The sequence below is a fragment of the Pseudocolwellia sp. AS88 genome, assembly GCF_030551755.1.
In the GTDB taxonomy this organism is placed as follows: Bacteria; Pseudomonadota; Gammaproteobacteria; order Enterobacterales; family Alteromonadaceae; genus Pseudocolwellia.
On the sequence record NZ_JAUPEC010000023.1, the window covers coordinates 12,981 to 35,724 of the forward strand.

23 protein-coding genes and 1 other RNA gene are annotated in these 22,744 nt (G+C 34.1%); 14 read left to right on the top strand and 10 right to left on the bottom strand.

What is annotated here, in order from left to right:
• Window positions 1–156: 156 nt before the first annotated feature.
• The 3 genes from tyrR to ffs all read left to right on the top strand — a co-directional run bounded on the left by tyrR (window position 157) and on the right by ffs (window position 3,025).
• On the top strand, window positions 157–1,707 hold the full coding sequence (gene tyrR, locus Q5N69_RS14490; protein WP_304369766.1) for a transcriptional regulator TyrR: 1,551 nt from the start codon (window positions 157–159) through the stop codon (window positions 1,705–1,707).
• A 167-nt stretch (window positions 1,708–1,874) separates the two neighbouring features.
• Window positions 1,875–2,771: a DUF3014 domain-containing protein gene (locus tag Q5N69_RS14495; protein ID WP_304369767.1), complete on the top strand. Its 897-nt coding sequence runs from the start codon at window positions 1,875–1,877 to the stop codon at window positions 2,769–2,771.
• Window positions 2,772–2,928: 157 nt separating this feature from the next.
• An RNA gene (gene ffs, locus Q5N69_RS14500) (signal recognition particle sRNA small type) lies at window positions 2,929–3,025 on the top strand.
• Between the two features lie 115 nt (window positions 3,026–3,140).
• Here the strand turns inward: ffs and Q5N69_RS14505 are convergent.
• The 4 genes from Q5N69_RS14505 to Q5N69_RS14520 form a co-directional block, all read right to left on the bottom strand.
• Window positions 3,141–3,644 carry a type II secretion system protein gene (locus Q5N69_RS14505; protein ID WP_304369769.1) on the bottom strand — a complete coding sequence of 168 codons (504 nt, stop codon included), beginning with the start codon at window positions 3,642–3,644 and terminating at the stop codon, window positions 3,141–3,143.
• A 263-nt stretch (window positions 3,645–3,907) separates the two neighbouring features.
• Window positions 3,908–4,174 (bottom strand): late competence development ComFB family protein, encoded by a 267-nt coding sequence (locus tag Q5N69_RS14510; protein WP_304369770.1) that lies wholly within the window; start codon window positions 4,172–4,174, stop codon window positions 3,908–3,910.
• A gap of 143 nt (window positions 4,175–4,317) precedes the next feature.
• On the bottom strand, window positions 4,318–4,929 hold the full coding sequence (priC, locus tag Q5N69_RS14515; protein ID WP_304369771.1) for a primosomal replication protein PriC: 612 nt from the start codon (window positions 4,927–4,929) through the stop codon (window positions 4,318–4,320).
• A 7-nt stretch (window positions 4,930–4,936) separates the two neighbouring features.
• Window positions 4,937–5,710, bottom strand: a complete 774-nt coding sequence (locus Q5N69_RS14520) for a TSUP family transporter (protein ID WP_304369772.1) — start codon at window positions 5,708–5,710, stop codon at window positions 4,937–4,939.
• A 572-nt stretch (window positions 5,711–6,282) separates the two neighbouring features.
• On the opposite strand from Q5N69_RS14520, the gene Q5N69_RS14525 reads away from it, so the two are divergent.
• From Q5N69_RS14525 to Q5N69_RS14550, 6 genes are read left to right on the top strand one after another with little or no spacing between them, the layout of a single operon-like run.
• Window positions 6,283–7,062 carry a DUF3450 domain-containing protein gene (locus tag Q5N69_RS14525; protein ID WP_304369774.1) on the top strand — a complete coding sequence of 260 codons (780 nt, stop codon included), beginning with the start codon at window positions 6,283–6,285 and terminating at the stop codon, window positions 7,060–7,062.
• Window positions 7,062–8,405 carry a MotA/TolQ/ExbB proton channel family protein gene (locus tag Q5N69_RS14530; RefSeq protein ID WP_304369775.1) on the top strand — a complete coding sequence of 448 codons (1,344 nt, stop codon included), beginning with the start codon at window positions 7,062–7,064 and terminating at the stop codon, window positions 8,403–8,405. The genes Q5N69_RS14525 and Q5N69_RS14530 overlap by 1 nt, the downstream gene beginning before the upstream one ends.
• Window positions 8,405–8,929, top strand: a complete 525-nt coding sequence (locus tag Q5N69_RS14535) for a MotA/TolQ/ExbB proton channel family protein (protein ID WP_304369777.1) — start codon at window positions 8,405–8,407, stop codon at window positions 8,927–8,929. The genes Q5N69_RS14530 and Q5N69_RS14535 overlap by 1 nt, the downstream gene beginning before the upstream one ends.
• A 12-nt stretch (window positions 8,930–8,941) precedes the next feature.
• The gene (locus Q5N69_RS14540) at window positions 8,942–9,343 is read left to right on the top strand and encodes a biopolymer transporter ExbD (RefSeq protein ID WP_304369778.1); all 402 of its coding nucleotides are present in this window, start codon (window positions 8,942–8,944) and stop codon (window positions 9,341–9,343) included.
• 3 nt (window positions 9,344–9,346) lie between these two features.
• Window positions 9,347–9,964: an energy transducer TonB gene (locus Q5N69_RS14545; protein WP_304369780.1), complete on the top strand. Its 618-nt coding sequence runs from the start codon at window positions 9,347–9,349 to the stop codon at window positions 9,962–9,964.
• 2 nt (window positions 9,965–9,966) lie between these two features.
• A complete protein-coding gene (locus Q5N69_RS14550) occupies window positions 9,967–11,226 on the top strand; it encodes a lipopolysaccharide assembly protein LapB (RefSeq protein ID WP_304369781.1) in 1,260 nt (419 codons plus the stop codon).
• Window positions 11,227–11,854: 628 nt separating this feature from the next.
• Here the strand turns inward: Q5N69_RS14550 and Q5N69_RS14555 are convergent.
• A complete protein-coding gene (locus Q5N69_RS14555) occupies window positions 11,855–12,766 on the bottom strand; it encodes a tRNA-dihydrouridine synthase (protein WP_304369783.1) in 912 nt (303 codons plus the stop codon).
• A gap of 169 nt (window positions 12,767–12,935) precedes the next feature.
• A complete protein-coding gene (can, locus tag Q5N69_RS14560) occupies window positions 12,936–13,562 on the bottom strand; it encodes a carbonate dehydratase (RefSeq protein ID WP_304369785.1) in 627 nt (208 codons plus the stop codon).
• Window positions 13,563–13,710: 148 nt separating this feature from the next.
• On the opposite strand from can, the gene ppiC reads away from it, so the two are divergent.
• The gene (gene ppiC / locus Q5N69_RS14565; RefSeq protein WP_304369786.1) at window positions 13,711–13,989 is read left to right on the top strand and encodes a peptidylprolyl isomerase PpiC; all 279 of its coding nucleotides are present in this window, start codon (window positions 13,711–13,713) and stop codon (window positions 13,987–13,989) included.
• Window positions 13,990–14,002: 13 nt separating this feature from the next.
• Here ppiC and Q5N69_RS14570 read toward each other — a convergent pair whose 3' ends face one another.
• Complete coding sequence (locus tag Q5N69_RS14570) at window positions 14,003–14,170, bottom strand: DUF2897 family protein (RefSeq protein WP_304369787.1); 168 nt, start codon at window positions 14,168–14,170, stop codon at window positions 14,003–14,005.
• 10 nt (window positions 14,171–14,180) lie between these two features.
• Window positions 14,181–14,810 carry a PilZ domain-containing protein gene (locus Q5N69_RS14575; RefSeq protein ID WP_304369788.1) on the bottom strand — a complete coding sequence of 210 codons (630 nt, stop codon included), beginning with the start codon at window positions 14,808–14,810 and terminating at the stop codon, window positions 14,181–14,183.
• A gap of 234 nt (window positions 14,811–15,044) precedes the next feature.
• Between Q5N69_RS14575 and Q5N69_RS14580 the strand changes: the two genes are divergently transcribed.
• From Q5N69_RS14580 to lolE, 3 genes are read left to right on the top strand one after another with little or no spacing between them, the layout of a single operon-like run.
• Entirely contained in the window at window positions 15,045–16,301 is a 1,257-nt protein-coding gene (locus Q5N69_RS14580; RefSeq protein ID WP_304369790.1) for a lipoprotein-releasing ABC transporter permease subunit, read from the top strand.
• Window positions 16,294–16,995 carry a lipoprotein-releasing ABC transporter ATP-binding protein LolD gene (gene lolD, locus Q5N69_RS14585; RefSeq protein WP_304369792.1) on the top strand — a complete coding sequence of 234 codons (702 nt, stop codon included), beginning with the start codon at window positions 16,294–16,296 and terminating at the stop codon, window positions 16,993–16,995. The genes Q5N69_RS14580 and lolD overlap by 8 nt, the downstream gene beginning before the upstream one ends.
• A gap of 3 nt (window positions 16,996–16,998) precedes the next feature.
• Window positions 16,999–18,264, top strand: a complete 1,266-nt coding sequence (lolE, locus tag Q5N69_RS14590) for a lipoprotein-releasing ABC transporter permease subunit LolE (protein ID WP_304369793.1) — start codon at window positions 16,999–17,001, stop codon at window positions 18,262–18,264.
• Between the two features lie 114 nt (window positions 18,265–18,378).
• On the opposite strand, the gene Q5N69_RS14595 is transcribed toward lolE, so the two are convergent.
• Together Q5N69_RS14595 and Q5N69_RS14600 are read right to left on the bottom strand one after the other, a co-directional pair.
• Window positions 18,379–19,482: a GGDEF domain-containing protein gene (locus Q5N69_RS14595; protein WP_304369795.1), complete on the bottom strand. Its 1,104-nt coding sequence runs from the start codon at window positions 19,480–19,482 to the stop codon at window positions 18,379–18,381.
• 84 nt (window positions 19,483–19,566) lie between these two features.
• Window positions 19,567–20,085 carry a DUF2062 domain-containing protein gene (locus tag Q5N69_RS14600; protein WP_304369797.1) on the bottom strand — a complete coding sequence of 173 codons (519 nt, stop codon included), beginning with the start codon at window positions 20,083–20,085 and terminating at the stop codon, window positions 19,567–19,569.
• A 38-nt stretch (window positions 20,086–20,123) separates the two neighbouring features.
• On the opposite strand from Q5N69_RS14600, the gene Q5N69_RS14605 reads away from it, so the two are divergent.
• A complete protein-coding gene (locus Q5N69_RS14605; RefSeq protein ID WP_304369798.1) occupies window positions 20,124–22,577 on the top strand; it encodes a DNA internalization-related competence protein ComEC/Rec2 in 2,454 nt (817 codons plus the stop codon).
• The last annotated feature ends 167 nt before the right edge of the window (window positions 22,578–22,744 follow it).

The following is a 22,744-nucleotide window of genomic DNA, read 5'->3' on the forward strand; positions in this document are numbered from 1 at the left end:
ATTTGTTCATATTTATAAATTTGTAGATTACAAAACCAATCATCACAACTTAAGGTTAAATATATTAAGAATTATGTACTTAGTGTTGATTTTTTTATTGTTGTAACTATTAGTTTACATTAAAGTGTATGTCTCTTTATTATTTAGGTTTGTTGTATGCGCTTAGAATTATTTTGTCGTAACCGAGTTGGTATTCTCCAAGAAATAACCGCTATATTTGTTGAGCATAATATAGATTTAGTGGGTATTGAATTACATCAATCAGGTCATGTTTTTATTAATACGCCAAATATAGATTTTGTTGAATTACAACAGATCATGCCGCAATTACGTTTGATTGATGCGGTTGATGACGTGAAAACAATTCCCTTTATGCCATCTGAAAGGGAAAAAAATGAATTTGAAACACTTCTTAAACATTTCCCCGATCCATTTATATCTATTAATGCCAAAGGGCAAATACGCATGATTAACAATCTCTCTTCTACTTTAGTAGGAAGCAGAGAAAACACTTTAGTTGGTGAACAGGTTAATACTATTCTTAAAGGCTTTAATTTTAACAAGTGGTTAGATCATCATGAAGTGCTAGCGCAAACAATTCGATTAAAGCTTAATCATGAAGATTTTGTTGCTGACTTGATGCCAATTCATGTTAGTGAAGACGATAATGATAATGTATTAGCTGGTGCTATTATTATTTTGAAATCTGAAAGTAGGTTAGGGCAACAAATTAGTGCGCTTAAGCAGATTGATGATAATAATTTTTCTGGTATACAAGCTACCAGCGGCGCCATGAGAAAAGCGATCAGAGAAGCAAGAAGAATGGCTCTGTCCGACTCTTCTATTTTAATCTCTGGAGAAACAGGCACAGGTAAAGAACTTTTAGCTCGTGCATGTCATGCCGCAAGTGAAAGAGCTGAACATGCCTTTATGACATTAAGTTGTGCTGCACTACCTGATGATTCAGCCGAAACTGAGTTATTTGGTTTAGGCTTACGTGGTGAAGCATCAAGTAAAAAAGGCTTATTTGAATTAGCTAATGGTGGCACTATCTTTCTTGATGAAGTAAGCGAAATGTCTCCAAAGTTACAAACTAAATTACTACGAGTGATTCAAGATGGTCACTTTAGACGAGTAGATGACGAACAAGAAATAAACGTAAATGTACGTATTATTGGTTCAACTAAACGTGATTTATTGCAAATGGTTGATGAAGGTTTATTCAGAGAAGATCTGTACTATCGTTTAAACGTTTTAGGTTTAAAAATACCTTCGTTAAGAGAAAGACGTTCAGATATCATTCCTTTAGCGGAATACTTTATTGCTAAGTCTGGCCTTAAAATTGGAGCAACCAATCTTTCAATGTCTGATGATTGCCGAGAGTTTATCGAATACTACCCATGGCCTGGCAATGTTCGTCAATTAGAAAATGTTCTTATTAGAGCGGTATCTTTAATAGAAGGGCAAGTCATTTCAGTAGAACATTTAGAGTTACCAGCTTATACAAGAGAACACGGGTATTTAGAGCAAGATTTTGAAGGGACTTTAGATGAAGCTGTTAAACAGTATGAAGCAGACCTACTCAGAAAGCTTTATCCTGCGTATCCAAGTACTCGACAACTCGCCAAGAAATTGGGATTAAGTCATACAGCTATCGCTAACAAACTACGCGAATATGATATCAGTAAGAAAACTATAAAAACCTAATAGAATAAGTGCCTACGAGGCTGCTTTATTGAATCTTAAATTTGTTTTGTAACAACTGCAGACACATAAAACAAAAAGATACATAATAATAATATGATTCTCTCAGGCACCTATTATACTAGCAGTTGGTATATCGTGTTTTTAAGTAAAATAAGGTTGTTATGAATATGTCTTCAGATGAAACAAAACCATCCTCATGGGCGCTTGTTACAGTAATAATCGTTATTGTTATTGGTGTGTTTTTAGCTTGGAAGTTTTTACTTTCAGAGCCTAAAGTTGAAGAAACTCCTGTTGTTATTGATGAGCCTGCTGTTATTGAAGCGCCTTTAGAGTTTCCGCCTACAATTGATGAGCCTATTGATGAAAGCTTCACTACTTCTCTTCCAGAAGAACCAGCACAAACAGAAATGCCAACACAAGAATTACTAGAGCCTGAAATCATACCTATTACGCCAATACTAGATGACAGCGACTCTTGGGTACAAGAAAAATTATCGGCAATTATTTGGAGAAAAGAATTACTCGAGTTATTGATTGATGACGATATGATCCGTCGATTTGTTGTTTTTGTTGATAACTTTGCTCAAGGAAGTGTTGTTTACAGTCATAGTCCTTTTGTTAAGCCAACAAGCTCTTTTAGCGCAAAACAAGAATTAGTCGATAATACCTTAAATAAAGAGAGCCAAATTTTTGAACTTGATGAAGCAAGCTTTAAACGTTTTGCTTTATATGTTGATTTATTTCGCGCAGTAGATACTGAAACTTTAGTTGAGTGGTACCAAGAATTACGTCCGCTAATTGTTCAAGCTTATTCAGAGTTAGGCTACCCAGACAAACAGTTTGATGAAGTACTTCAAGCATCAATAACTAAAGTTTTAGATTTAGAGTTTCCAAAAGAAAGCACTGAACTTATTCGTCCAAGTGTTATGTATCAATATAAATCACCTGAAATTGAAGCTTTAGATGATGCAGACAAATTAATGTTACGTATAGGTAAAGATAACCTTCTTGTTATTAAATCTGTATTGTTAGAGATAAACGAAAAATTAAACAAAGGTAATTAATCTACCAGAGTTAGAAGAGATTTTTCGTTATATGTATGCTTAATTATTTATATTTGTATGAAAAAAAAGCAGACGAAACAAATCCTGACTTTAGTACTTGCAACACGCTAATGGTTTAGGGATAATCCCTGCCGTTAAACAAGCTCTATGGTGACCATTTCGGTCCCCTCGCAATGATACTTTGTGAACTCAGCCAGGTCCGGAAGGAAGCAACTGCAGCAAAGGACTCATGTGCCGAGGTGTGGCTGATTTGGTTACCACCACTTCTCATCCTAGTAATTATTCTTTTTAACATAATTTAATAACTGCTTATTCTTATATATCAGAATTTCTTTTAATTAATGTTAATGTTTTTTAAACAATATTTGATCAACACTCTCTATTTTCGAAGTCTATAATTGGTTTTGTATTTTCGGCTGTTGACTGTCTATATCGTACATAGCATCTTAACGACCCGGCATTTTCATCGAAGCTACCATGCCAATATACCCATGCACCTGAAAATGTACTCGCACGACTGTGCCACTCTCCACTTGTATCTCCATTTGCAAAATCATCAAAATCGATAGCCATTAATTTCACAATGCCGTTTGCTGTTCCTGCAGGGTAGCCGTAAACAATATCTATAGTTTCACCATTGATTTCTATGGTACTTGCTGCTTCTTCATGTTTATTATTTATTATAGCTTTTAGATACGTTAGTTGAGCGGCTGTATCTATACTACCTCTTAAGCTTTCACTACTTGCTATAATAGCCTCTGATGTGAAGTTGACAAACTTAGGTAATGCTACTGCTGATAAGATACCTAGGATAACGATCACAACAACTAACTCAATGAGGGTAAAGCCTTTTGATTTTTTTATGTTACGCATATGAAGTGTTTTTATTATCGTTTTTTATTTAATGTAACATAGAATGAATTAAAGCTGGTATTTGCTTGAAGAACTTTAAATAATGAATAATTGAAGAAGGAATGTTTTTACTATTTTTGGGATTTTTGACGAAGAGTTTATTCTTTTTATTTTTACTTTACTGATTAATGATAATTTTTAAATAAATTATATAAAAAACCTTAGTATAATATTAATCAGTAAAGTTTATTGTTATGTAGTTATGATTGAACAATAACGTTTCATTAATTGGTGTGATGCGTGGTCATAAAAACGAGTGCTTTATCTATTGCTGTTTTTACTTTGTTTTCCATTTCAAAACGTTCTGATGCTGGTAAGTAGAAAGCCATATCTACTTCATGTCTAATATATCGAGTAGGTAGTTGGTTTAGCACAACACAAGTTAAGTCTGCGATAAAGTCTTCATCATATTTCTCATCAACCTTAAGTGCAGCAAAGTGTTGCGAAACCAATCTCTCATAATAGTTATGAATGTCGTCAGCTATTTTCATCAAAATCTCCTAAATTAATAAACTATTAAAGAGTATAGAACAGTATGTTCTAAACAGATAAGTTTAATATTTAACAAATTATTATAAAAAGGGTAGAAGTAAAGTTTAGGTTAATAATATGAACCTTTGCTTTTGTCGGGATATTAGTTACGACTTTCAAATTTAACAATATCCGCCTCTATTTTCGAAATAGCTTGCCTACAACGGCCTAATCTTTGATGTAAAGTTAAAACATCTTGCGATAACTTGTTAAAGGTAGCGCTAGATGCTTGAACACGCTCTTGTTCTTTATCTTGCAACATTTGTAATAAGCGTCGTTCAAATTCATGATGTTCAGATAGGTTTTGATACAAGTTTTGAGAAGGTTGAATAACGGCTTTAACTGCTTTTTTATAGCGACGACTTGCCATTGCATTTAATCTGTTTTGCGCTTCATCATGAATGTTTTTATTTGAGTGAAAAGCATTATGCAAAGATGATATTTGTTTTTCTATTAGCTCTATTTGGTATTTTGATAGCTCTTCATTTTTATTCTTAATTAAGCGTGATAGTTGCGCTGTTTTACTTTTAATTTCTATTACGTAATCAGTAAATAAATCACTGTTAGTATTAAATAAGTTGACAGAAAACATGGGAGAGTCTTGTAATAAAGAATGTGCTTTTAATTTACTATTACTGTTATCTAATATGGACGCTGTTTCTTCTAAGTCAGCGAGTATAACGTAAATTTTTTCTATAGAAATTGAGCTCTTCATAGATGATTTACCAAGCTTGGTAAGCTAAATTAATTGCCATAGCAATAACGATGGTGGCAAAAACAGGTCGGATAAACTTACTACCGAGTTTTATCGCAAAGTGTGATCCAACTAGCGCTCCTAACATAATAAAAATACCTATTGATAAACCTAAAACAAAATTCACGTGACCAAGATAGATAAAGGTTAACAAACTACAAAAGTTACTAATAAAGTTGGTTGAACGAGCTAAACCACTGCTAATGAGTATATTGATTTTATATAGTATTGTAGATGAGACCATCCAGAATGCCCCAGTACCAGGCCCTGCAACTCCATCATAAAACCCTAATGTTAACCCTTGTATCATTTGCTTAGTAAAGAGCTGTTTGTTTTGCTTAGGAAGTTCTGTTGATTCTTTAATAACATTTTTAGAAAACACGGTATATATTGCTGTTAGAACAATAACAACAGGCAGGGCAATCTCTAAAAAATCAGTACTTAAATAATTAACCACTAAGGTACCTATAACTGCACCTATAGCTGTTGTATATAACGAATATTTCCAGAATATTGGATTAAAGAGTTTTTTCTTGTAAAAGGCAACTGAAGCTGTAAAAGAACCGAATGATGCAGCTAGTTTATTTGTGCCTAAAGCTAAGTGAGGTGGAAGACCTGCTGTAAGTAATGCCGGGATCGTTAACATTCCTCCGCCACCAGCTATAGCGTCAATCATTCCAGCAATAAAACCGATACTACACAAGGTAATCCATGTATTAATATCAAGAACCACTTCGGTCAAGGTCATTTTCCTAGTTATTCATAAAAATTCGGAGATAGAGTGTACCATATTACAATAAGAAGACTCCTCAAGATTTGAGCTGAAGCAAATTAAAGACGAATTGGCTCGAAAAATCGACAAATTATCGATTCTAAAACAAGTGAGTGAGTTATTTGGGGTGAGTAAAAAATGTACTCATTAGGGAAAAAATAACCAAAAACTTACTTTTATTTAACTTTTATTATAAGAATGTTTGACTTAGTACGAATGAATTAGTAAAACATATGCTGGCAAATATAAGTATAGTGTGGAAACTAAAAGTTTTAAGGATAAACACTTTAATTATAATTACTGAAAACATATTATTCTTGTGTAGTAATTTTTCTGGGTATAACATTATAAAACACAAAGAAAGTCTTCTATAAAAATTCTTTTAAACTTATTCTCTTTTGTTGACACTAATGTCAACTGGGAATATCGTATTATTCTTATTCTAGAGAAATAAAAATAATGCGTTAAATTTTATTAGAAAATTTCATTTGCGTTAACAATAATATTTGTTATCAAAATTCAATAGCAATTGGTTGGGAACTATGTCCAAATTAAGTAAAAAAAGCCTTATCGCTTCATCGGTGATTGGCGCAATAACACTAGCAGCAAGCACTTTTGCAGTTGCAGATCAGTTATCTGATTTACAATCAGCAGAAGCTCGCACTTTCAAAGCATCGGTTCAATCTCAAAAGAAAATCGATAGCATTTACGAACAAACTATTGATCTTTTAGGTGAATACCGTAATACAGTTGATGAAGCTGAGGTATTATCTGGTTATAACGATCACGTTCAACTTATGGTTAACGACCAACTTAAAAATATTGCTTCTTTACAAAAGCAAATTGATGGCGTTGATAAAGTTAAGCAAGGTGTTGTTCCATTAATGTACAAAATGATTGAAACATTAGAAAAGTTCGTAGAACTTGATGTTCCAATGGCTATCGATACTCGTAAAGACCGTATCGAAACTTTACGTACAGTAATGAGTGACTCAAACGTTACTACATCTGAGCAATTCCGTTTAGTTCTTGAAGCTTATGAAATTGAAGCAAACTACGGTACAGCTTTTGAAGCTTACCAAGGTGAACTTGATTTAGGCGACCGTACTATCACTGCTGATTTCGTTCATATGGGCAGAATCGCTTTTGTTGCTCAATCATTAGATATGAAAAATGCATGGGTTTGGAACAATGAAACTCGTTCATGGGATGTATTAGGAGACGAATATATCAAAGCAGTTAAAGAAACCATTGCTATGGCACGTAAACAATTACCAATGGACTTAACAAAATTACCAGTATTTGCAGCAGGAGCTAAATAATGAAAAAGTTTCTTAATTATGTAATGCTTTCTGCTTCTTTTACATTAGCAGCTTCAGCTTCAGCAAACGATTTAAATGATCTTTTAAACCAAGTTAAAGCTGACAGAATTTCAGTAGCTAAACTTGATAAAAAACGTGAAGCAGAATTTATTGCAGCACGTGCAGACAAACAAGCACTTTTGAATAAAGCTAAAAAAGAATTAGCAGACCAAAATGCTCGTAACAAACGTTTAACTCAAGAGTATGCAGCTAACGAAATTACATTAGCTCAAAAAGAAGTTGAATTAGATAACGCAAAAGGTACTTTAGGTGAAATGTTCGGTGTAAGTCGTTCTGCAGCTGCTGATGCTTTCGGTGCTATCTCATCTTCAATTGTTAGTGCTGAATACCCAGGTCGTGGTGAAGCATTAAGCCGTATTGCTAACTCTAAAGAAATCCCAGCTTTAGAAGATTTAGAAGAGTTATGGTTTGCATTACAAACTGAAATGACTCAATCAGGTGAAGTTTCACAATTTAATGTTGAAGTAACTTCTCTAGATGGTTCTAAATCAACTCAATCTGTTACTCGTATCGGTACTTTCAACTTAGTTTCTGCTGACGGTTACTTAACTTACAATGACGAAGTATCACAAGTTCAACCTCTAGCTAAGCAACCAGCAGGTTACATTTCGGGTACAGCTTCAAGCTTTTTCAACACATCTTCTGGCTATGCTCCAGTTTATGTTGATCCATCTCGTGGTGGTATCTTAGCACTTGAAACTCGTAAGCGTACTTTAATGGAATTTTACCATCAAGGTGCTGAAGTTGGTTATGCAATCACTGCATTACTATTCTTAGGTATTTTAATTGCTCTTGAACGTTTCATCGTATTAGGCGCAATGAGTGCTAAAATTAGAGCTCAAGAGAAAAACCTTGATCAACCTAACTCAAACAACCCTCTAGGTCGACTACTTCAAATTTATCATGACAACAAGTCAGTTGATGCTGAAACGCTTGAACTTAAACTTGATGAAGGTATTTTACGTGAAACTCCAAAAGTTGACCGTGGTATTAACTTAATCAAAATGTTCGCTGCTATTGCTCCTCTAATGGGTCTATTAGGTACAGTTATCGGTATGATCATGACGTTCCAAACAATCACATTGTTCGGTACAGGTGACCCGAAAATTATGGCTGGTAACATCTCATTAGCACTTGTTACAACTGCTTTAGGTCTTATTTGTGCATTACCTCTAATTCTAATTCACAGTATAATTGCTGGCCGTGCGAAATCAGTACTTCAAAAATTAGACGAGCAAAGCGCTGGTTTAATTGCTGCAATCGCAGAGAAGGAGTCTAAATAATGTTATTCCTGATAGAGCTTATAGAATCTGTCAGGAGTTTTATTGCGACAGGTGGTAATGTACTTTATGTTGTTGCCTTCGCTCTCTTTTTGATGTGGATAATGATGATAGAACGTTATTGGTTTTTATCATCGGTGTACCCAAAAATGAAAGACGATATCGTTGGACGTTGGGATGCACGTGAAGACACTACGTCTTGGTATGCACATCGTATTAGAGATACTTGGATCTCCGAAGCGACAGAATTATTAGAGCAACGTATGCTCACAATTAGAACTTTAGTAGCTATGTGTCCTCTTATCGGACTATTAGGTACGGTTACAGGTATGATTGGCGTGTTTGAAGTTATGGCGCAACAAGGTACTGGTAACCCACGTTTAATGGCTGCAGGTATATCTATGGCAACAATTCCTACAATGGCAGGAATGGTAGCTGCATTATCAGGTGTATTTTTTAGCTCAAGATTAGACGCTAAAGTTAAACTAGCAAAGGCTAAACTGGTTGACAGTTTACCTCATCACTAGAGAGAAATTCGAATGGCACGTAAACGTAATCGTGAAGACGAAGAAGCAGTAATTGATATGACACCGATGCTTGACATCGTATTCATCATGCTGATCTTCTTCATTGTAACTACTTCTTTTGTTAAAGAAGCTGGTATTGAAGTTAATAAACCTAAAGCAGCGAACCAAAGCAAACAAAAATCAGCAAATATTTTCATTGCGGTGAAAGATACTGGTGAAGTTTGGTTTGATAAACGTCGTGTTGATATCGAACGTTTAGCTGCTAACATTGAAAAAGCGTTAGCTGAACAACCTACTGATGTTGTTATCATTCAAGCTGACAAAGACGCTAAACATGGTGTTGTTGTTAAAGTGATGGATGCAATTAAAGATGCAGGTATAGACCGAATTTCTATTGCTGCAGCTAAGGGGTAACTTATGGTTCGCTTTTTAGTATCAATACTACTAGGCGCCGGGGTAACATTTGTACTATTTTCATTTATGGCATTTCTTGTTTCTAGCGGTGATAGAAACAAGGAAGAGCAATTAGAGAATATAATAGTAGAAGTAAACACTACGCCGCCGAAGTCGTCAGCTGAAACACGTAGACGTGTTCCGCCGCCGCCACCGCCGCCGCCTAAGTCTCCACCTAAGCCTCAAGCTCCAGAGCCTGAAGCTAACAACAATACAAGTGGCATTGGTTTTAACATGCCTGGTATTAAGTTGTCAGGAGCTAATGCAGGTATATCTGCACCGGGTGCTGGTTTTGGACGTGATGGTGATGCTACACCGATTGTTCGTATTGAACCTAAATATCCAATGCAAGCAGCGCGTGATGGTAAAGAAGGTTGGGTTAAGCTTTCATTTACAATTAACGAAATTGGTGGAGTTGAAGACGTAGAAGTTATCGAAGCTCAACCAAAACGTATTTTTGATAAAGAAGCTAAACGTGCACTTCGTAAGTGGAAATATAAACCTAAAGTTGTTGATGGTAAGCCTATGCGTCAACCTGGTTTGTCAGTTCAACTAGACTTTAAAATGGATGGAGGTAGCTAATTATGAATAAACTTATTTTGTCTTTAGTTATTGCTGCTTCAGTAACTGCAGTGCAGTTGCCTCTAACTTCGTCAGCTTATGCTGCTGGAGTTGGTGCTGAAGAAAAAGCTAAACGACCAACACAACTTGTTGGTCCATCTGTTGGTAAAAAAGTTGGTGCTGCATTTGAATTGTATTCTGCGGATGATATCCCAGGTGCATTACAAGTTTTATTAGACATAGATGCTAAAAAAGATTACGACAAAGCTTATGTTAATCGCTTTATCGCTATCATGTATGCAACTATGGGTGATAAAGAAGAAGAAGCTATTAAGTATTTAGAAATGGCAATTAAACCAGATATCCTTAATGAAGGTGATCATGGTGAAGCCATTAAATTAATAGCTGATTTACAAATGCAAAAGCAAAAATACAGAGAAGCATTAGTTAACTATAATGCTTGGATGGATTTTACTGGTAAATCTGATGGTGATACATGGGTTAAAATAGCCAATGCTCACTATTCTTTACAAGAACTAGATAAAGTAATTGCTCCTGCTGATAAAGCAATAGCTGCTTTTGGTGATAAGCAAAGTCAGAACCCTTATATCTTAAAACTTACCTCTTTTTATGAGCGTAAAAAGTTTAAAGAAGCGGTTGATGTATTAGAAACGGCAGTTCAATTGTTTCCAGAAGTTAAGACGTTTTGGGTTCAATTAGGTCAGTTCTACACATTAGTTGAAGATTATGACAAAGCATTAGCTACTTTAGATTTGGCTTATAAACAAGGTTACCTTGAGAAAGAGTCTGAAATTAAAGTACTTGCTAGCTTGTACTCACAAAAAGGTATTCCTTTTACATCTGCAACCTTGTTAGAAAAGCATATTGCTTCAGGAACAGTTAAAAGAGATGATAAAAACTTATCTACTCTAGCTAATGCTTGGCATGCTGCTCAACACATCGATAAAGCTGCTAAATATTATGGTGAATTGGCGAAAATGACCAACGAAGCTAAATATTACAGCAAGCAAGGTGCGTTACTTAAACAAGATGAGCAATTTAAAAGCTCTATCGTTGCTTTCAATAAAGCATTGGAACTTGGTGTTGATAATAGAGGTCAGTTATACATGAGTATTGCTGAAGCACATTTCTATTTAGAACAATACAAACAAGCTAATAACGCAATTGAAAAAGCAATGAAAGATCCTAAAACTAAGAAAGCTGCAAAAGGCTGGTCTGGTTTTATCAAGGATACTGCAAGACGTAAAAAAGTTTCTATCTAATCACTTAAATAGTCACTTTATAAAAACCAGCATTTATGCTGGTTTTTTTATGCCTGATTATTCTCTATGTTACTCAGTAGCGTTTTCAATCATTTCAGTAAAGACAAATTTGATTTATCTAATTAATCCGTTTGGTATAACCAGAACACGAGAAATGGGGGTTGTAAGTTTTTGGTTTATAATTCCTTATAAATTACGCAATAGAATTTTAACCCATCTAGATGATTTCATACTTCCCTAATATTGATATTTAGCTCTATACCAAGGCGTTTTTATTCCCGATAAAAACTAAGTATCTACATCCATACAGGGAACGATGGTAGGCGGCTAAATAACAATATTAGGCATAATCACTTATTCAAGTTCAGGTTATTTAAAAGGGGATTTCAATCTATGCAAGGGCAATGAATAATTGTTTAAACGTGCGAGTTATCTCGGATTAAAGCTAAATTGACAGAGTTTAGAATTATAAATTAATTGCTGATTGTTGAAGTTGTTTTAACAAGTCGAATGAGATAAACCTTATTAAAGTATCAGTTATTAAATTTTAAAACCTTTAGTTGCTAGGAGATTGTTTAAATAATTTAGATTTTATGGCACTTCTTAAAACTAACTTTAGTTTAAATGCTCAGTTTATTGTATGTACAAAGTGTAATATTTCATCTTTGTTTTTTAGTTTTTTAATAGATTGAAATAATTGCTCAGCTTGAGGATATTGTAATTTTAAATATTTAAGCCATTGCTTTAAACGACTAGAAAAGTAAAAACTCTTATCGCCTTCAAGTTCTAGATCTGTGTATAGCAACAGTAACTCATTTAAATCAGACCAGGTCATTTCAGCATCATCATACTTTATGGTATTCGCTATATTAGGTAAGGATAGGGCACCTCGACCTAACATTAAATTTTTAGTATTTGATACATCGATACATTTTAAAGCATCGTTACGGTTCCAAATTTCGCCATTAGCATTGATTTGAATCTGGGTTCGAGTTACCGCTCTATTAATATATTCCCAATAAGCGGGAGGGTTATAACCATGCAACTTTGTTCTTGCATGTATTGTCAATTCTTTAGCCCCTGAAGCCTCTATAGCAGAGACTACTTCATCAAATAGATAAGTATCATTAAAGCCTAAACGGATTTTTGCTGAAAGTGTATGCTCTTCACCAATTGATTGTTTTATTGCTGATAATATTTGATAAATCTTTTCAGGTTCATCTAATAATACCGCGCCACCTTTACTTTTATTAACCGCTTTGGCTGGGCAACCAAAGTTTACGTCAATACCATGAGAACCTAGCTCAATGGCTCTAACAGCATTTTCAGCCATCCACTTAGGTTCTTGCCCTAAGAGTTGTATACGTAAAGGAGTATCATTACTTGAGTGGCATCCATGGTGTAATTCAGGGCAAATTCTATGATAAATCACTTTAGGAACAAGAGAGTCAACAACTCTTACAAACTCTGTAATACATAGATCGTAGTCATTAATGGTGCAAAGTATCTTACGCATCAAGGGATCTATAACACCTTCCATTGGGGCTAATATAAGCTTGTTTACTTTGGGTAAGGAGGTCTGAGGTTTAATAAGAATTCTCTGCACTATAATTTACATTAAATATATCTGGAATTTAATGAATAAAAGTTGTTTGAATGAAAGTGTTTTAATAAAGACTTTCATTCAAATGATTTATAGTTAATTATTGTTATTTAGTTAGATTAGCTTGTTTAATTGAGCTCAAATCAACCGACACATTTAAGTCTTTTAAAATCCCGTCATGAACATTGTAAATAAAACCATGAACAGTAATGTCTTGGTTATTGTTCCAAGCATTTTTCAATATAGTTGTTTTGGAAACGTTAACGACTTGTTCCATTACGTTTAATTCACTCATTAAGTCCGCTTTCTTATCAAGATCTTCAACTGTATCAAGTTGCTCTTTATGAAAACGATATACATCTTCAATATGTCTAAGCCAATTATCAATAAGACCATGGCTTTTATCATCAAGAGCAGCCTTAATACCACCGCAGCTATAATGACCACATACAATGATATGTTTTACTTTTAAAACATCTACAGCAAATTGAATCACAGATAAACAATTCAAGTCAGTATGTATTACTTGATTTGCAATGTTCCTATGAACAAACACTTCACCAGGTAGTAAACCCATTAATGTATTTGCTGGAACTCGAGAATCAGAACATCCTATCCATAAGTATTCAGGAGATTGCTGCTCTGAAAGAAGTTTAAAAAAGTCAGGAGTTTCCTTTTTTATATCTTCAGCCCATTTAATATTGCTTTCAAATAAATGATTGATCGAAGCCATGTCATATTCTCGATTATTAAAATTGCCTAAGTCTATATGAAAACACCTAAGAGAAAAATAACCTAGTTCAAAATTAGTGATGTTTTGGTGTTTGTGGTTAATAAGTAGGAGATATATAATATGAAAAACGTTAATTTGGTATCTTTTTATGGCAACAGCAAGCGCTATACATATTTTAGTGAAAACAGAGAAACTCGCACAAGACCTTCTTTCTCAATTAGCAAAAGGAGCTGACTTTGCGGTACTTGCTAAAAAGCATTCAATTTGTCCTTCAAAAAAGAAGGGTGGAGATTTAGGAGAATTCAAAAAAGGCCAAATGGTTAAACAGTTTGATGACGTAGTTTTTAAAAAAGAGCTTTATAAAGTTCATGGCCCAGTAAAAACAAAGTTCGGGTTTCATTTAATAAAAACTCTTTATAGAAGTTAAAGTTAAAAAGAAACTATTCCTCTTTTTTTTCTTCTGCATTTAATTCAGCGTTACGCTTATTTATATCTTCGAGTTGTTGCTCAGATAGATTGAATTTTTTAGCTGATTGTTTTAATAATAAAATCCCGCCAACTATTAGCCCTAAAGCGATTAATGCGATAATAATTCCTATGGTTGCCATCACGACGTCCTTATTGGTTTAATTGCTTATTTCGCTCTTTAGCGAGCTGCTGTAATTGTTTAGACTGAAGGTGAAGACTTGAGCGAACGAGTCTTTCCCTATCATCTTCTCTTATATGACGGAAAATAACTTTATGATGATATTGTTTTTCATTGTTAGCAGTATCACCCTCTAATAATTTTTCCTCAATAGATATAACCTCTGAATGGCAATAAATAGCGCAATTAGCATGAGTTAGAAATATTTTTAATTCAATAACATCGTTCAAGCAAAGTGAATTATCACTGATAAACTCAATACCTCCTCCACCAAAGTTTGTTCCTTGATAACGATGCTCTTTTTCATCTTGTTCACTAAGGATGTGGTTAACTAGTAAATCAATTTTTTTAGCTTGATGATTTAAATATTGTACCAATTGACCGGCTATACCCGATATTGCGCCTAGCGGCGCAAGGGCTGCTTGATCTAATGTATCTATATCATTCGCTAATTTAAATGGGGTAGGCATGTCATTAACAAAGTCGTTATATGAAATGTTATGGCCATTCACTAATGGTTTAGCATTAATATTAAAATGATGAGTTATGGAAAAAAACTCATCAAATTGTTTTAATTTTAAATCGATTTGTTCGTTCGACATCAGCACAACCTTTACTTATTTATTCATTGAGTATAAAAGGCTTTTAGCAAATACTCACCTAAAAATTATTATTTAACAGAAATTTAGCTATTCAAATTTGATTACAAAATTGCGTAATTATTCTCAATAGAGTTTTACTCGATTATGTTATGCTATAAATTATCAGCCTAATCGAATTTTAATTTATATTTTGATTTATAATATAAAATCAATTATTTAAGAATAACACTATTCATGTTTTTACCTGCAAGCTTTTTTATTGGTCTCCGTTATAGTCGAAGTCAGAGAAATTCTGGTTTTGTATCTTTTATTACTTTCTTTTCAATAGCTGGTATCGTTTTAGGTGTAGCATCATTGATCACTGTAGTTTCTGTGATGAATGGTTTCGAAGGTGAATTAAAAAAGCGGATTTTAGGTATAGTGCCGCATATTGTTGTGGACCTAAAATCGACAAATGAGTCATCTTCATCAAGCCATCGAACCTTTAATACTTGGCAAGACGCTCGTCAGGAACTTTTAACTTATCCTCATGTAAAGCATGTAACACCACTACTGGAATCTGAATCTCTAATTCAATCTAGTAAAGCTTTACAAGGTGTTTTGATTGTCGGCATTATTCCAGAATATGAAGAACATAATATTGTTCATTCGAACATGGTTTCTGGCAATTTAGAGTCTTTAAATAATATTCCTTATTCTGTCGTTATCGGTAAAGCCTTGGCTTATAAGCTGAATGTATCGATAGGAGACACAGTTCGTATTGTATTGCCCAATAAAACTATATTCACACCTATGGGCCGCATCCCAGTTCAACGTACCTTTACTGTTTCTGGTGTCTTCAACGTAGGATCTGAAGTTGATGGCTCTGTGGTTTACGTTCACAGCAAATATGGGGCTAAGTTATTAAAGCAAAAAGGTGATGGTGTTAGTCATTTACGACTTTACCTAGATGATGCATTTAATGCTGACTTACTGTCAGACCTTATCAGTCAGAATTTACCTAATTTAGACATAACAACATGGAATGAAAGCCAAGGGGCTTTGTTCTCAGCTGTGAAGATGGAAAAAAATATGATGTGGTTAATGCTAAGTTTAATTATAGCTGTTGCTGCTTTTAATATTGTTTCAGCACTTGTTATGGTGGTTATCGATAAACAAGGTGAGATAGGCATTTTGCAAACACTCGGTATGAACCGAAAAAACATTTTAAATATCTTTATTGTTCAAGGGGTTTCTAATGGCCTTTGGGGTGTCATTATTGGCTCAGTATTAGGCATATTAATCACATTAAACTTGAACAGTATTTTGTCTCTAATTGGTGTGAGTGTTTTAGGTTCTGCTTTTGCAGGACAAAATTTACCAATTGATCTTAATGTAAATCAGGTTTTTATCATCATATCATCAGCACTATTTACAAGCTTTTTAGCTACTTTATATCCTGCTTATCAAGCATCTAAAACATTACCTGCAGAGGTTTTACGAAATGAGTGATCGTTTACTGTGTAAAGCAGTATCAAAGTCGTACTTTAATGGTAAGCACGAAACCAAAGTACTTAATGAATTAAACCTTAGCGTTGGCTCTGGAGAATTATTGGCGATTGTTGGAAGTTCAGGCTGTGGAAAAAGTACCTTCTTACATATAGCAGGTGTTCTTGATTCTCCTACTTCAGGTGAGGTTATTATTAATGATGTGAATGTGCATTCATTATCAGATAAAGAACGTGCGAGCTTTCGTAACAAACATATTGGCTTTATTTATCAGTTTCATCATTTGATGATGGAGTTTTCAGCGGTTGAAAATGTTGCCATGCCATTACTTATTCGTGGTGTTTCACCAAAAGAAGCAAAAGCGGCAGCTGAAGAAATGTTATCTAAAGTTAGCTTGTCTCATCGTTATAAACACCGTCCTTCCGAGTTATCAGGAGGAGAACGTCAACGTGTGGCAATAGCTAGAGCCTTAGTAACAAATCCATCGATTGTATTGGCTGATGAACCCACAGGTAATTTAGATTTTGATACTGCGGAGCAGATTTATACCCTAATTAGAGAGTTAAACGCTACGTTAGATACAAGCTTTGTTATTGTTACTCATGATTTAGTTTTAGCAAGTAAAATGGATCGCCAGTTAACCTTAATCCAAGGTCAATTAAAACCAGGTTCACCTAAAATTGATGGAAGCTGTTAAAAAATGTTTAAACCACTCAGCTTATTTATCGCATTAAGGTACGTTAGAAGCCGTCAGGGGAATGGCTTTGCTTCTTTTATTTCTGCATCCTCTACGATTGGAATTGCTTTAGGCGTAATGGTACTTATTGTTGTTTTATCTGCGATGAATGGTTTTGAAAAAGCGCTAGCTGACAAATTACTTTCTGTTATTCCTCATGGACAGCTTATTGGGGTAAATACACCTATTTCTCAGTGGAATAATAAAGCAGCACAAGTATTGAAATCTGAGCATGTTATTGCTGCGGCGCCTATTATTAATGTTTCTGGAATGATGCAATATAAAGGGCAGGTTAAAGGTATTGAACTCAAAGGTGTTGATTTAAAGCTGGAGCGACAAGTTTCGTCCATTGCTGATTATATTGTTGAAGGTAAATGGAATGATTTATCTGTGAATAATGGCATTATTATAGGCGCTGGTATCGCTAAAAAGTTAGCCTTGTCGGTAGGTGATTCAGTACAGCTATTACTTCCGCAAAATATTTCACTTCAAAGTAATCATAACGTTAATAAGAGTTTTCCTATTCCACTTACTCAACAGGTGAGTATTGTGGGTATATTTAAGTTTGGTGGTGTTGTTGATGATTTAAATGCCTATATGATGTTTGATAATGTTTCGTCATTGATGGGATACACACCTGGTCAAGCTCAAGGGTTAAGTATTAAAGTTGATAATGTATTTAATGCTCCTAATATTATCCGTGAAGCAGCTTATAAATTAGATCATTACGTTTATGTGTCAGATTGGACTCATGATCAAGGTCATCTTTTTAATGATATTCAGCTGGTTAGAATGGTGATGTATATTGTACTTATTATTGTGATTGCTGTTGCTAGCTTTAATATAGTTTCGACGCTTATTATGGCAGTAAATGAAAAAAAAGGTGATATAGCTATATTGAAAACTATGGGCGCTAGTTCTTTTGTTATTATGCTTAGCTTTATGATCCAAGGATTGGTTAACGGAGTTGTTGGTGTTACTTTTGGTGCGCTATCGGGGATATATTTGGCAAATAACTTAACAGATATTATTCGAGAAATAGAAATGTTTTTTGGTATTCATTTTCTTTCTTCAGATATTTACTTTATTGATTTCTTACCTTCTTACTTACATTACCCTGATGTTTATGTAACCGTTATCACAGCTTTAGTACTTTCTTTAGTGGCAACATTATACCCCGCATGGAGCGCAACTAAAGTCGATCCTGCACAAGTGTTAGGGCAGCTATAATTAATTAGAAATTTGTTTGTCGCTGATTTTTGAATTAATCCACTTCTCAAATCAGCGGTAAAATAATAAAGGGGGGAGATTAAACGAAATTAGTGGTTCAAGAAATAACACGTCCTAATCTGGCAGTATCTCATCATCATTCGTAAATGTTTTGTTCTTACCTGAGTTCTTGGCTCTATATAAGTTTTTATCAGCCTCAGATATTGCTGAACGTATATTACTCTCATCTACTAACGTGCTAATCCCCATACTAACCGTTACGTCAAATATATGCTCACTTGACAGTGGTGATTTTTCTTTAATAGCGTTGTGTATTTTTCTGGCTGTTATAGCTGCTTGCTCTGTACTTGTATAAGGAAGAATAAACAAAAATTCTTCGCCACCCCAGCGTGCAACAGTATCTTGAGTGCGCACACAAGACTTGAATATATTAGCTAGCTCAGTAAGTACTAAATCACCAATATTATGGCCATAGTTATCATTAATCTTTTTAAAGTTATCAACGTCACAAATAATGAGGCTAAGCTCTGTTTTATTTCTTATCAAACGACGTTGTTCGTATTCAATAACTAGTGTCGCATCTCTTCGATTTGATAACTGTGTGAGGGGATCTATTTTGGATAGCTTTTCAAATTTGTCGCTCATATCTCGCATGGCTCTATAAGAACTTTCTCTGGCATATTCATAAAGCGCGCTTAATGCTGATACAGTGATAAAAGATGAGAGAAGGCGTAATTTAAAATCAAGTGGATAATATGCCATAGCAAAAGCATCAAGAGGAGTTAATAAAATCACTGAAGCTACGATTATGAATAATAATAAATTGAATATTCCAACCCTCAATCCACAGATAAAAAAGGTGACAGGAGCTGTTAAGAAAATCCATAAAGGACCTGTGTTATTAGCGCCACCACTGGAAAGTAAATAAAACATGAGGAAGTAGACCTGATATAAAATTATCGAAGACGAAAGGCGATAATTATTTATATATTTTTGTGTTATTGGTCCTAAAGTAAAAACGAAACTAACTATAGATAATATAAGAGATAGTTTGAAATTTTGATTCGAGTAGGCAAATATGGCAGCTACTCCAGTAATTAAAGTGCCAATTAGAGCGAACAGATGAAGGATAAATATTTTTTTATTTTCTTCATCTGTATTATATGTTTTAGCCCCAGCATTTAAATATGCCAAGAATAAGGATTTGAATGAATTCATTATCATTCTCTTTGAAATTGATTACTACCCGTAGCTATCTTACTCTCAAGTATAGCGCCCATTCAGTAAACCTGCGTGTTTTGTTTACTTTACTCTAAGGTTTTTGCGCTTATTCCATTCTTTTGCTACTGAAGAACGCCAAATTATGTTTATAGCCACGTATCCAAGAATTGAGAAAAGTGTCGCACAAATTAAACATCCTAATAAAAATGCTGGACCTATCGTTGTTAAGCTATCGCTTACCCATTGCCAACTCGGATCAAAAACAAATTCTTTTTCAGGAGCATTAATTACCCAAGTCCCTACTAAATAACAAATATAGAAAATTGCAGGCATGGTTAATGGGTTAGTTATCCAAACAAGAGCAATTGAAAGTGGTAAGTTAGCATTAACTAAAATAGCTATTCCCGCTGCAAGTACCATTTGAAACGGTACAGGAACAAATGCAAAAAATAAACCTACAGCAAATGCTTTCGCAACCGAACGTCTGTTTAAATGCCAAAGGTTAGCGTTGTGCAATAAACCACCAAAAATTTGTAAATATTTATTGTTTTTTATAGAGTGGGGATCGGGCATTAAGCGCTTAAGAAACTTTTTAGGCATATATACAATAATCTAGGCTTTTTGGGGAATTAATCACTATGGATAGGTGGCTAATCACATTTTTTATTGGAGCTATTTTGTCACTATTTATGCCAATAGTGCCACAATTTTTTTGTGTTATTTTGTTTACAGCATTAGGAGGAGTGTGTTTATTTAGTAAAAGAACGCGAATTGTTAGTGGTTTATTTTTTGGATCGGCTTGGATCCTTTTTAATGGTTTTCAATATAACGAGATATGGAATAACAACCATTTAGACACAACTCAGCTATTTAACACGCCTCATACCGTAATAGGTAAAGTCAAAACTATTCCGACTAAAACTATTATTAGCTCAAAAAATAAAGAAGGAGAGGCTGAATCCAGATTTAATTATAAATTTAACTTTGAAGTTTTAAGCTTAAATCAACAAGTGTTGGAACATCCTTTTATTCTTCGTCTTAATTGGAATAAGACTAAACAAAATATTCAACAAGGTAGTAAGTTTAATTTAACTGTAAAATTTAAACCTCCTAATGGTTTAGCGAATAGAGGAGGCTTTAACTATCAAGTATGGTTAAGGCAAAACCAAATTGTTGCTACAGGTTATGTAGTAAAACCTCGTGATAGCGAACTTATTCAAAACTTTTCACTAAAAAGTTCCCCTAGTATCAGGCAACATTTATATTCACAATCTCTTAGCTTGTTACCTGAACACGAATTAGCTTCTTTGCTTACAGCCTTAAGTTTTGGCGAAAGGAGCGCCATAGAAGCAAATATATGGGATGTTTTAAATAAAACGAATACCCAACATTTGATCGCGATTTCAGGTTTACATTTAGGTTTAATCGCCACATCAAGTTTCTTACTTATTAATATGCTAATAAGAATTCTTCCATTACATTTCTTTATCGCTAAACCATCCAAGCTTAACTTTTTCATCTTATCTATTAATATTAAATACTTAACTATATTTCTTAGCTGCAGCCTTACTTTTTATTATGCATATTTGGCAGGATTCTCTTTACCAACAGTACGAGCATTGATCATGTTGCTATTATTTTGGTTTTTTCGAATGGCGGGTATTAAATGTAGTTTAGTGACTTGGCTATTTCTTACTGTTTTTATTGTAATTATGGTTACACCCATGAGTTTAATAAGTGGTAGCTTTTGGTTATCTTTTTATGCAGTAAGTCTAATTTCACTAACCGTTTGGCGGTTTAAATATACTTTTACAGGTAAAAATAAATTAACTAGCTGGCTTAAATCTCTATTTTGGGTACAACTTAGCTTGAGTGCTTTTATGTTACCTATTTCTATGTTGTTTAATTTTCAACTTTCTCTGGTAGCAATATTTGCTAATTTATTTGCTGTACCTTTAATGAGCTTTACCAGTATCCCATTATCTTTATTAGCTGTATTAATTATGCCTTTTAGTCATTCAATATCTGAGGCTTTATATCAGTTATCTTTATTGAGTATTGAGATTCTATGGATTTGGTTAACTTACTTAGCTCAACAACCTTGGGCAACAATAAATGTTTCATTTGTTGATGTAGCCGCTATTAGTTTAGTTTTATCTGTTATTGGACTTATCAGTTTCTTATCTTTAAAGAGGAACTATGCTTATTATTTTATTTTGTTAGTTAGTGCTTTAATTTCTTATTTGATTATTAACAATGAAAAAGACTCTGATTGGAAAGTTGTCGTATTAGATGTTGGTCAAGGACTTAGTATTTTTATTGAAAAAAATAATAAAGGAATTCTTTATGATACGGGAGCAAGCTATCCAAGTGGATTTAATATGGTTGAGGCTTCGGTTCTACCTTATTTAAAGTTCAAAGGAATTGAATCGTTAGATAAAGTTATTATTAGTCATAGTGATAATGATCATGCAGGGGGCTTAAGTGTTTTACAGGAGTCTATTCATATTAAAGAGTTAGTTGCTAATGATGCTGAGTTGAAAGCTGATAGCAAGTGCGTACAGGGCGATTTCTTTACCTGGCAGGGCTTAACCTTTACTGTACTATGGCCTTTAGATGATCCTAAATATATGGGAGATGAAAACGACGATTCATGTGTTATAAAAATAAGTGATGGCTCAAGCAGTGTGTTACTAACAGGGGATATTTCTACACGCGTTGAAAAGTTACTTCTTGCTGACACACGTACAGCCTCGTTGTTAAAAAGCAATGTTATTATCGCTCCTCACCATGGTTCAAAAACATCATCAAGTCAGCCTTTTATTCAGGCGGTATCACCCCAATATGTCATTTATAGTGCAGGTTTTATGAATAGATGGCGCATGCCATCTGAAGTTGTTCAACAAAGATATAAAGATGAGCATATTCAAGCTTTCAATACTGCAGAGGCAGGAATGATTGAAATAAAAACTTTTATTGACGAAAACACACTTGATGAAAACATTGCTAAATCAACACATAGCAGTAATAAACAACAGATGAAAGTAACATCATATAAGCAGCAAATGTATCCATTTTGGTTTGCTCATTAGTTTATTGTTAATCAACAAGTAATGAATGATAAAACCATTAACCAAAGCTTAGTTAATTAATTGATCGTCAATTAGTTGGTGTAAGCCTTAAATATCGGTAAAATAGACAGGTATTTATTAAAAGAATGAGAGACTTAATGTCTAAAGAGACTGCAGAAACTAACATT

Coding starts and splice junctions, on each gene's coding strand:
- lolD (WP_304369792.1), top strand. CDS start 16,294: ATGAGTGATCGTTTACTGTGTAAAGCAGTATCAAAGTCGTACTTTAAT.
- Q5N69_RS14510 (WP_304369770.1), bottom strand. CDS start 4,174: ATGAAAATAGCTGACGACATTCATAACTATTATGAGAGATTGGTTTCG.
- Q5N69_RS14525 (WP_304369774.1), top strand. CDS start 6,283: ATGTCCAAATTAAGTAAAAAAAGCCTTATCGCTTCATCGGTGATTGGC.
- Q5N69_RS14600 (WP_304369797.1), bottom strand. CDS start 20,085: ATGCCTAAAAAGTTTCTTAAGCGCTTAATGCCCGATCCCCACTCTATA.
- ppiC (WP_304369786.1), top strand. CDS start 13,711: ATGGCAACAGCAAGCGCTATACATATTTTAGTGAAAACAGAGAAACTC.
- lolE (WP_304369793.1), top strand. CDS start 16,999: ATGTTTAAACCACTCAGCTTATTTATCGCATTAAGGTACGTTAGAAGC.
- Q5N69_RS14495 (WP_304369767.1), top strand. CDS start 1,875: ATGTCTTCAGATGAAACAAAACCATCCTCATGGGCGCTTGTTACAGTA.
- Q5N69_RS14540 (WP_304369778.1), top strand. CDS start 8,942: ATGGCACGTAAACGTAATCGTGAAGACGAAGAAGCAGTAATTGATATG.
- Q5N69_RS14535 (WP_304369777.1), top strand. CDS start 8,405: ATGTTATTCCTGATAGAGCTTATAGAATCTGTCAGGAGTTTTATTGCG.
- Q5N69_RS14595 (WP_304369795.1), bottom strand. CDS start 19,482: ATGAATTCATTCAAATCCTTATTCTTGGCATATTTAAATGCTGGGGCT.
- Q5N69_RS14545 (WP_304369780.1), top strand. CDS start 9,347: ATGGTTCGCTTTTTAGTATCAATACTACTAGGCGCCGGGGTAACATTT.
- can (WP_304369785.1), bottom strand. CDS start 13,562: ATGGCTTCGATCAATCATTTATTTGAAAGCAATATTAAATGGGCTGAA.
- Q5N69_RS14580 (WP_304369790.1), top strand. CDS start 15,045: ATGTTTTTACCTGCAAGCTTTTTTATTGGTCTCCGTTATAGTCGAAGT.
- Q5N69_RS14605 (WP_304369798.1), top strand. CDS start 20,124: ATGGATAGGTGGCTAATCACATTTTTTATTGGAGCTATTTTGTCACTA.
- tyrR (WP_304369766.1), top strand. CDS start 157: ATGCGCTTAGAATTATTTTGTCGTAACCGAGTTGGTATTCTCCAAGAA.
- Q5N69_RS14550 (WP_304369781.1), top strand. CDS start 9,967: ATGAATAAACTTATTTTGTCTTTAGTTATTGCTGCTTCAGTAACTGCA.
- priC (WP_304369771.1), bottom strand. CDS start 4,929: ATGAAGAGCTCAATTTCTATAGAAAAAATTTACGTTATACTCGCTGAC.
- Q5N69_RS14570 (WP_304369787.1), bottom strand. CDS start 14,170: ATGGCAACCATAGGAATTATTATCGCATTAATCGCTTTAGGGCTAATA.
- Q5N69_RS14505 (WP_304369769.1), bottom strand. CDS start 3,644: ATGCGTAACATAAAAAAATCAAAAGGCTTTACCCTCATTGAGTTAGTT.
- Q5N69_RS14530 (WP_304369775.1), top strand. CDS start 7,062: ATGAAAAAGTTTCTTAATTATGTAATGCTTTCTGCTTCTTTTACATTA.
- Q5N69_RS14575 (WP_304369788.1), bottom strand. CDS start 14,810: ATGTCGAACGAACAAATCGATTTAAAATTAAAACAATTTGATGAGTTT.
- Q5N69_RS14555 (WP_304369783.1), bottom strand. CDS start 12,766: ATGGAAGGTGTTATAGATCCCTTGATGCGTAAGATACTTTGCACCATT.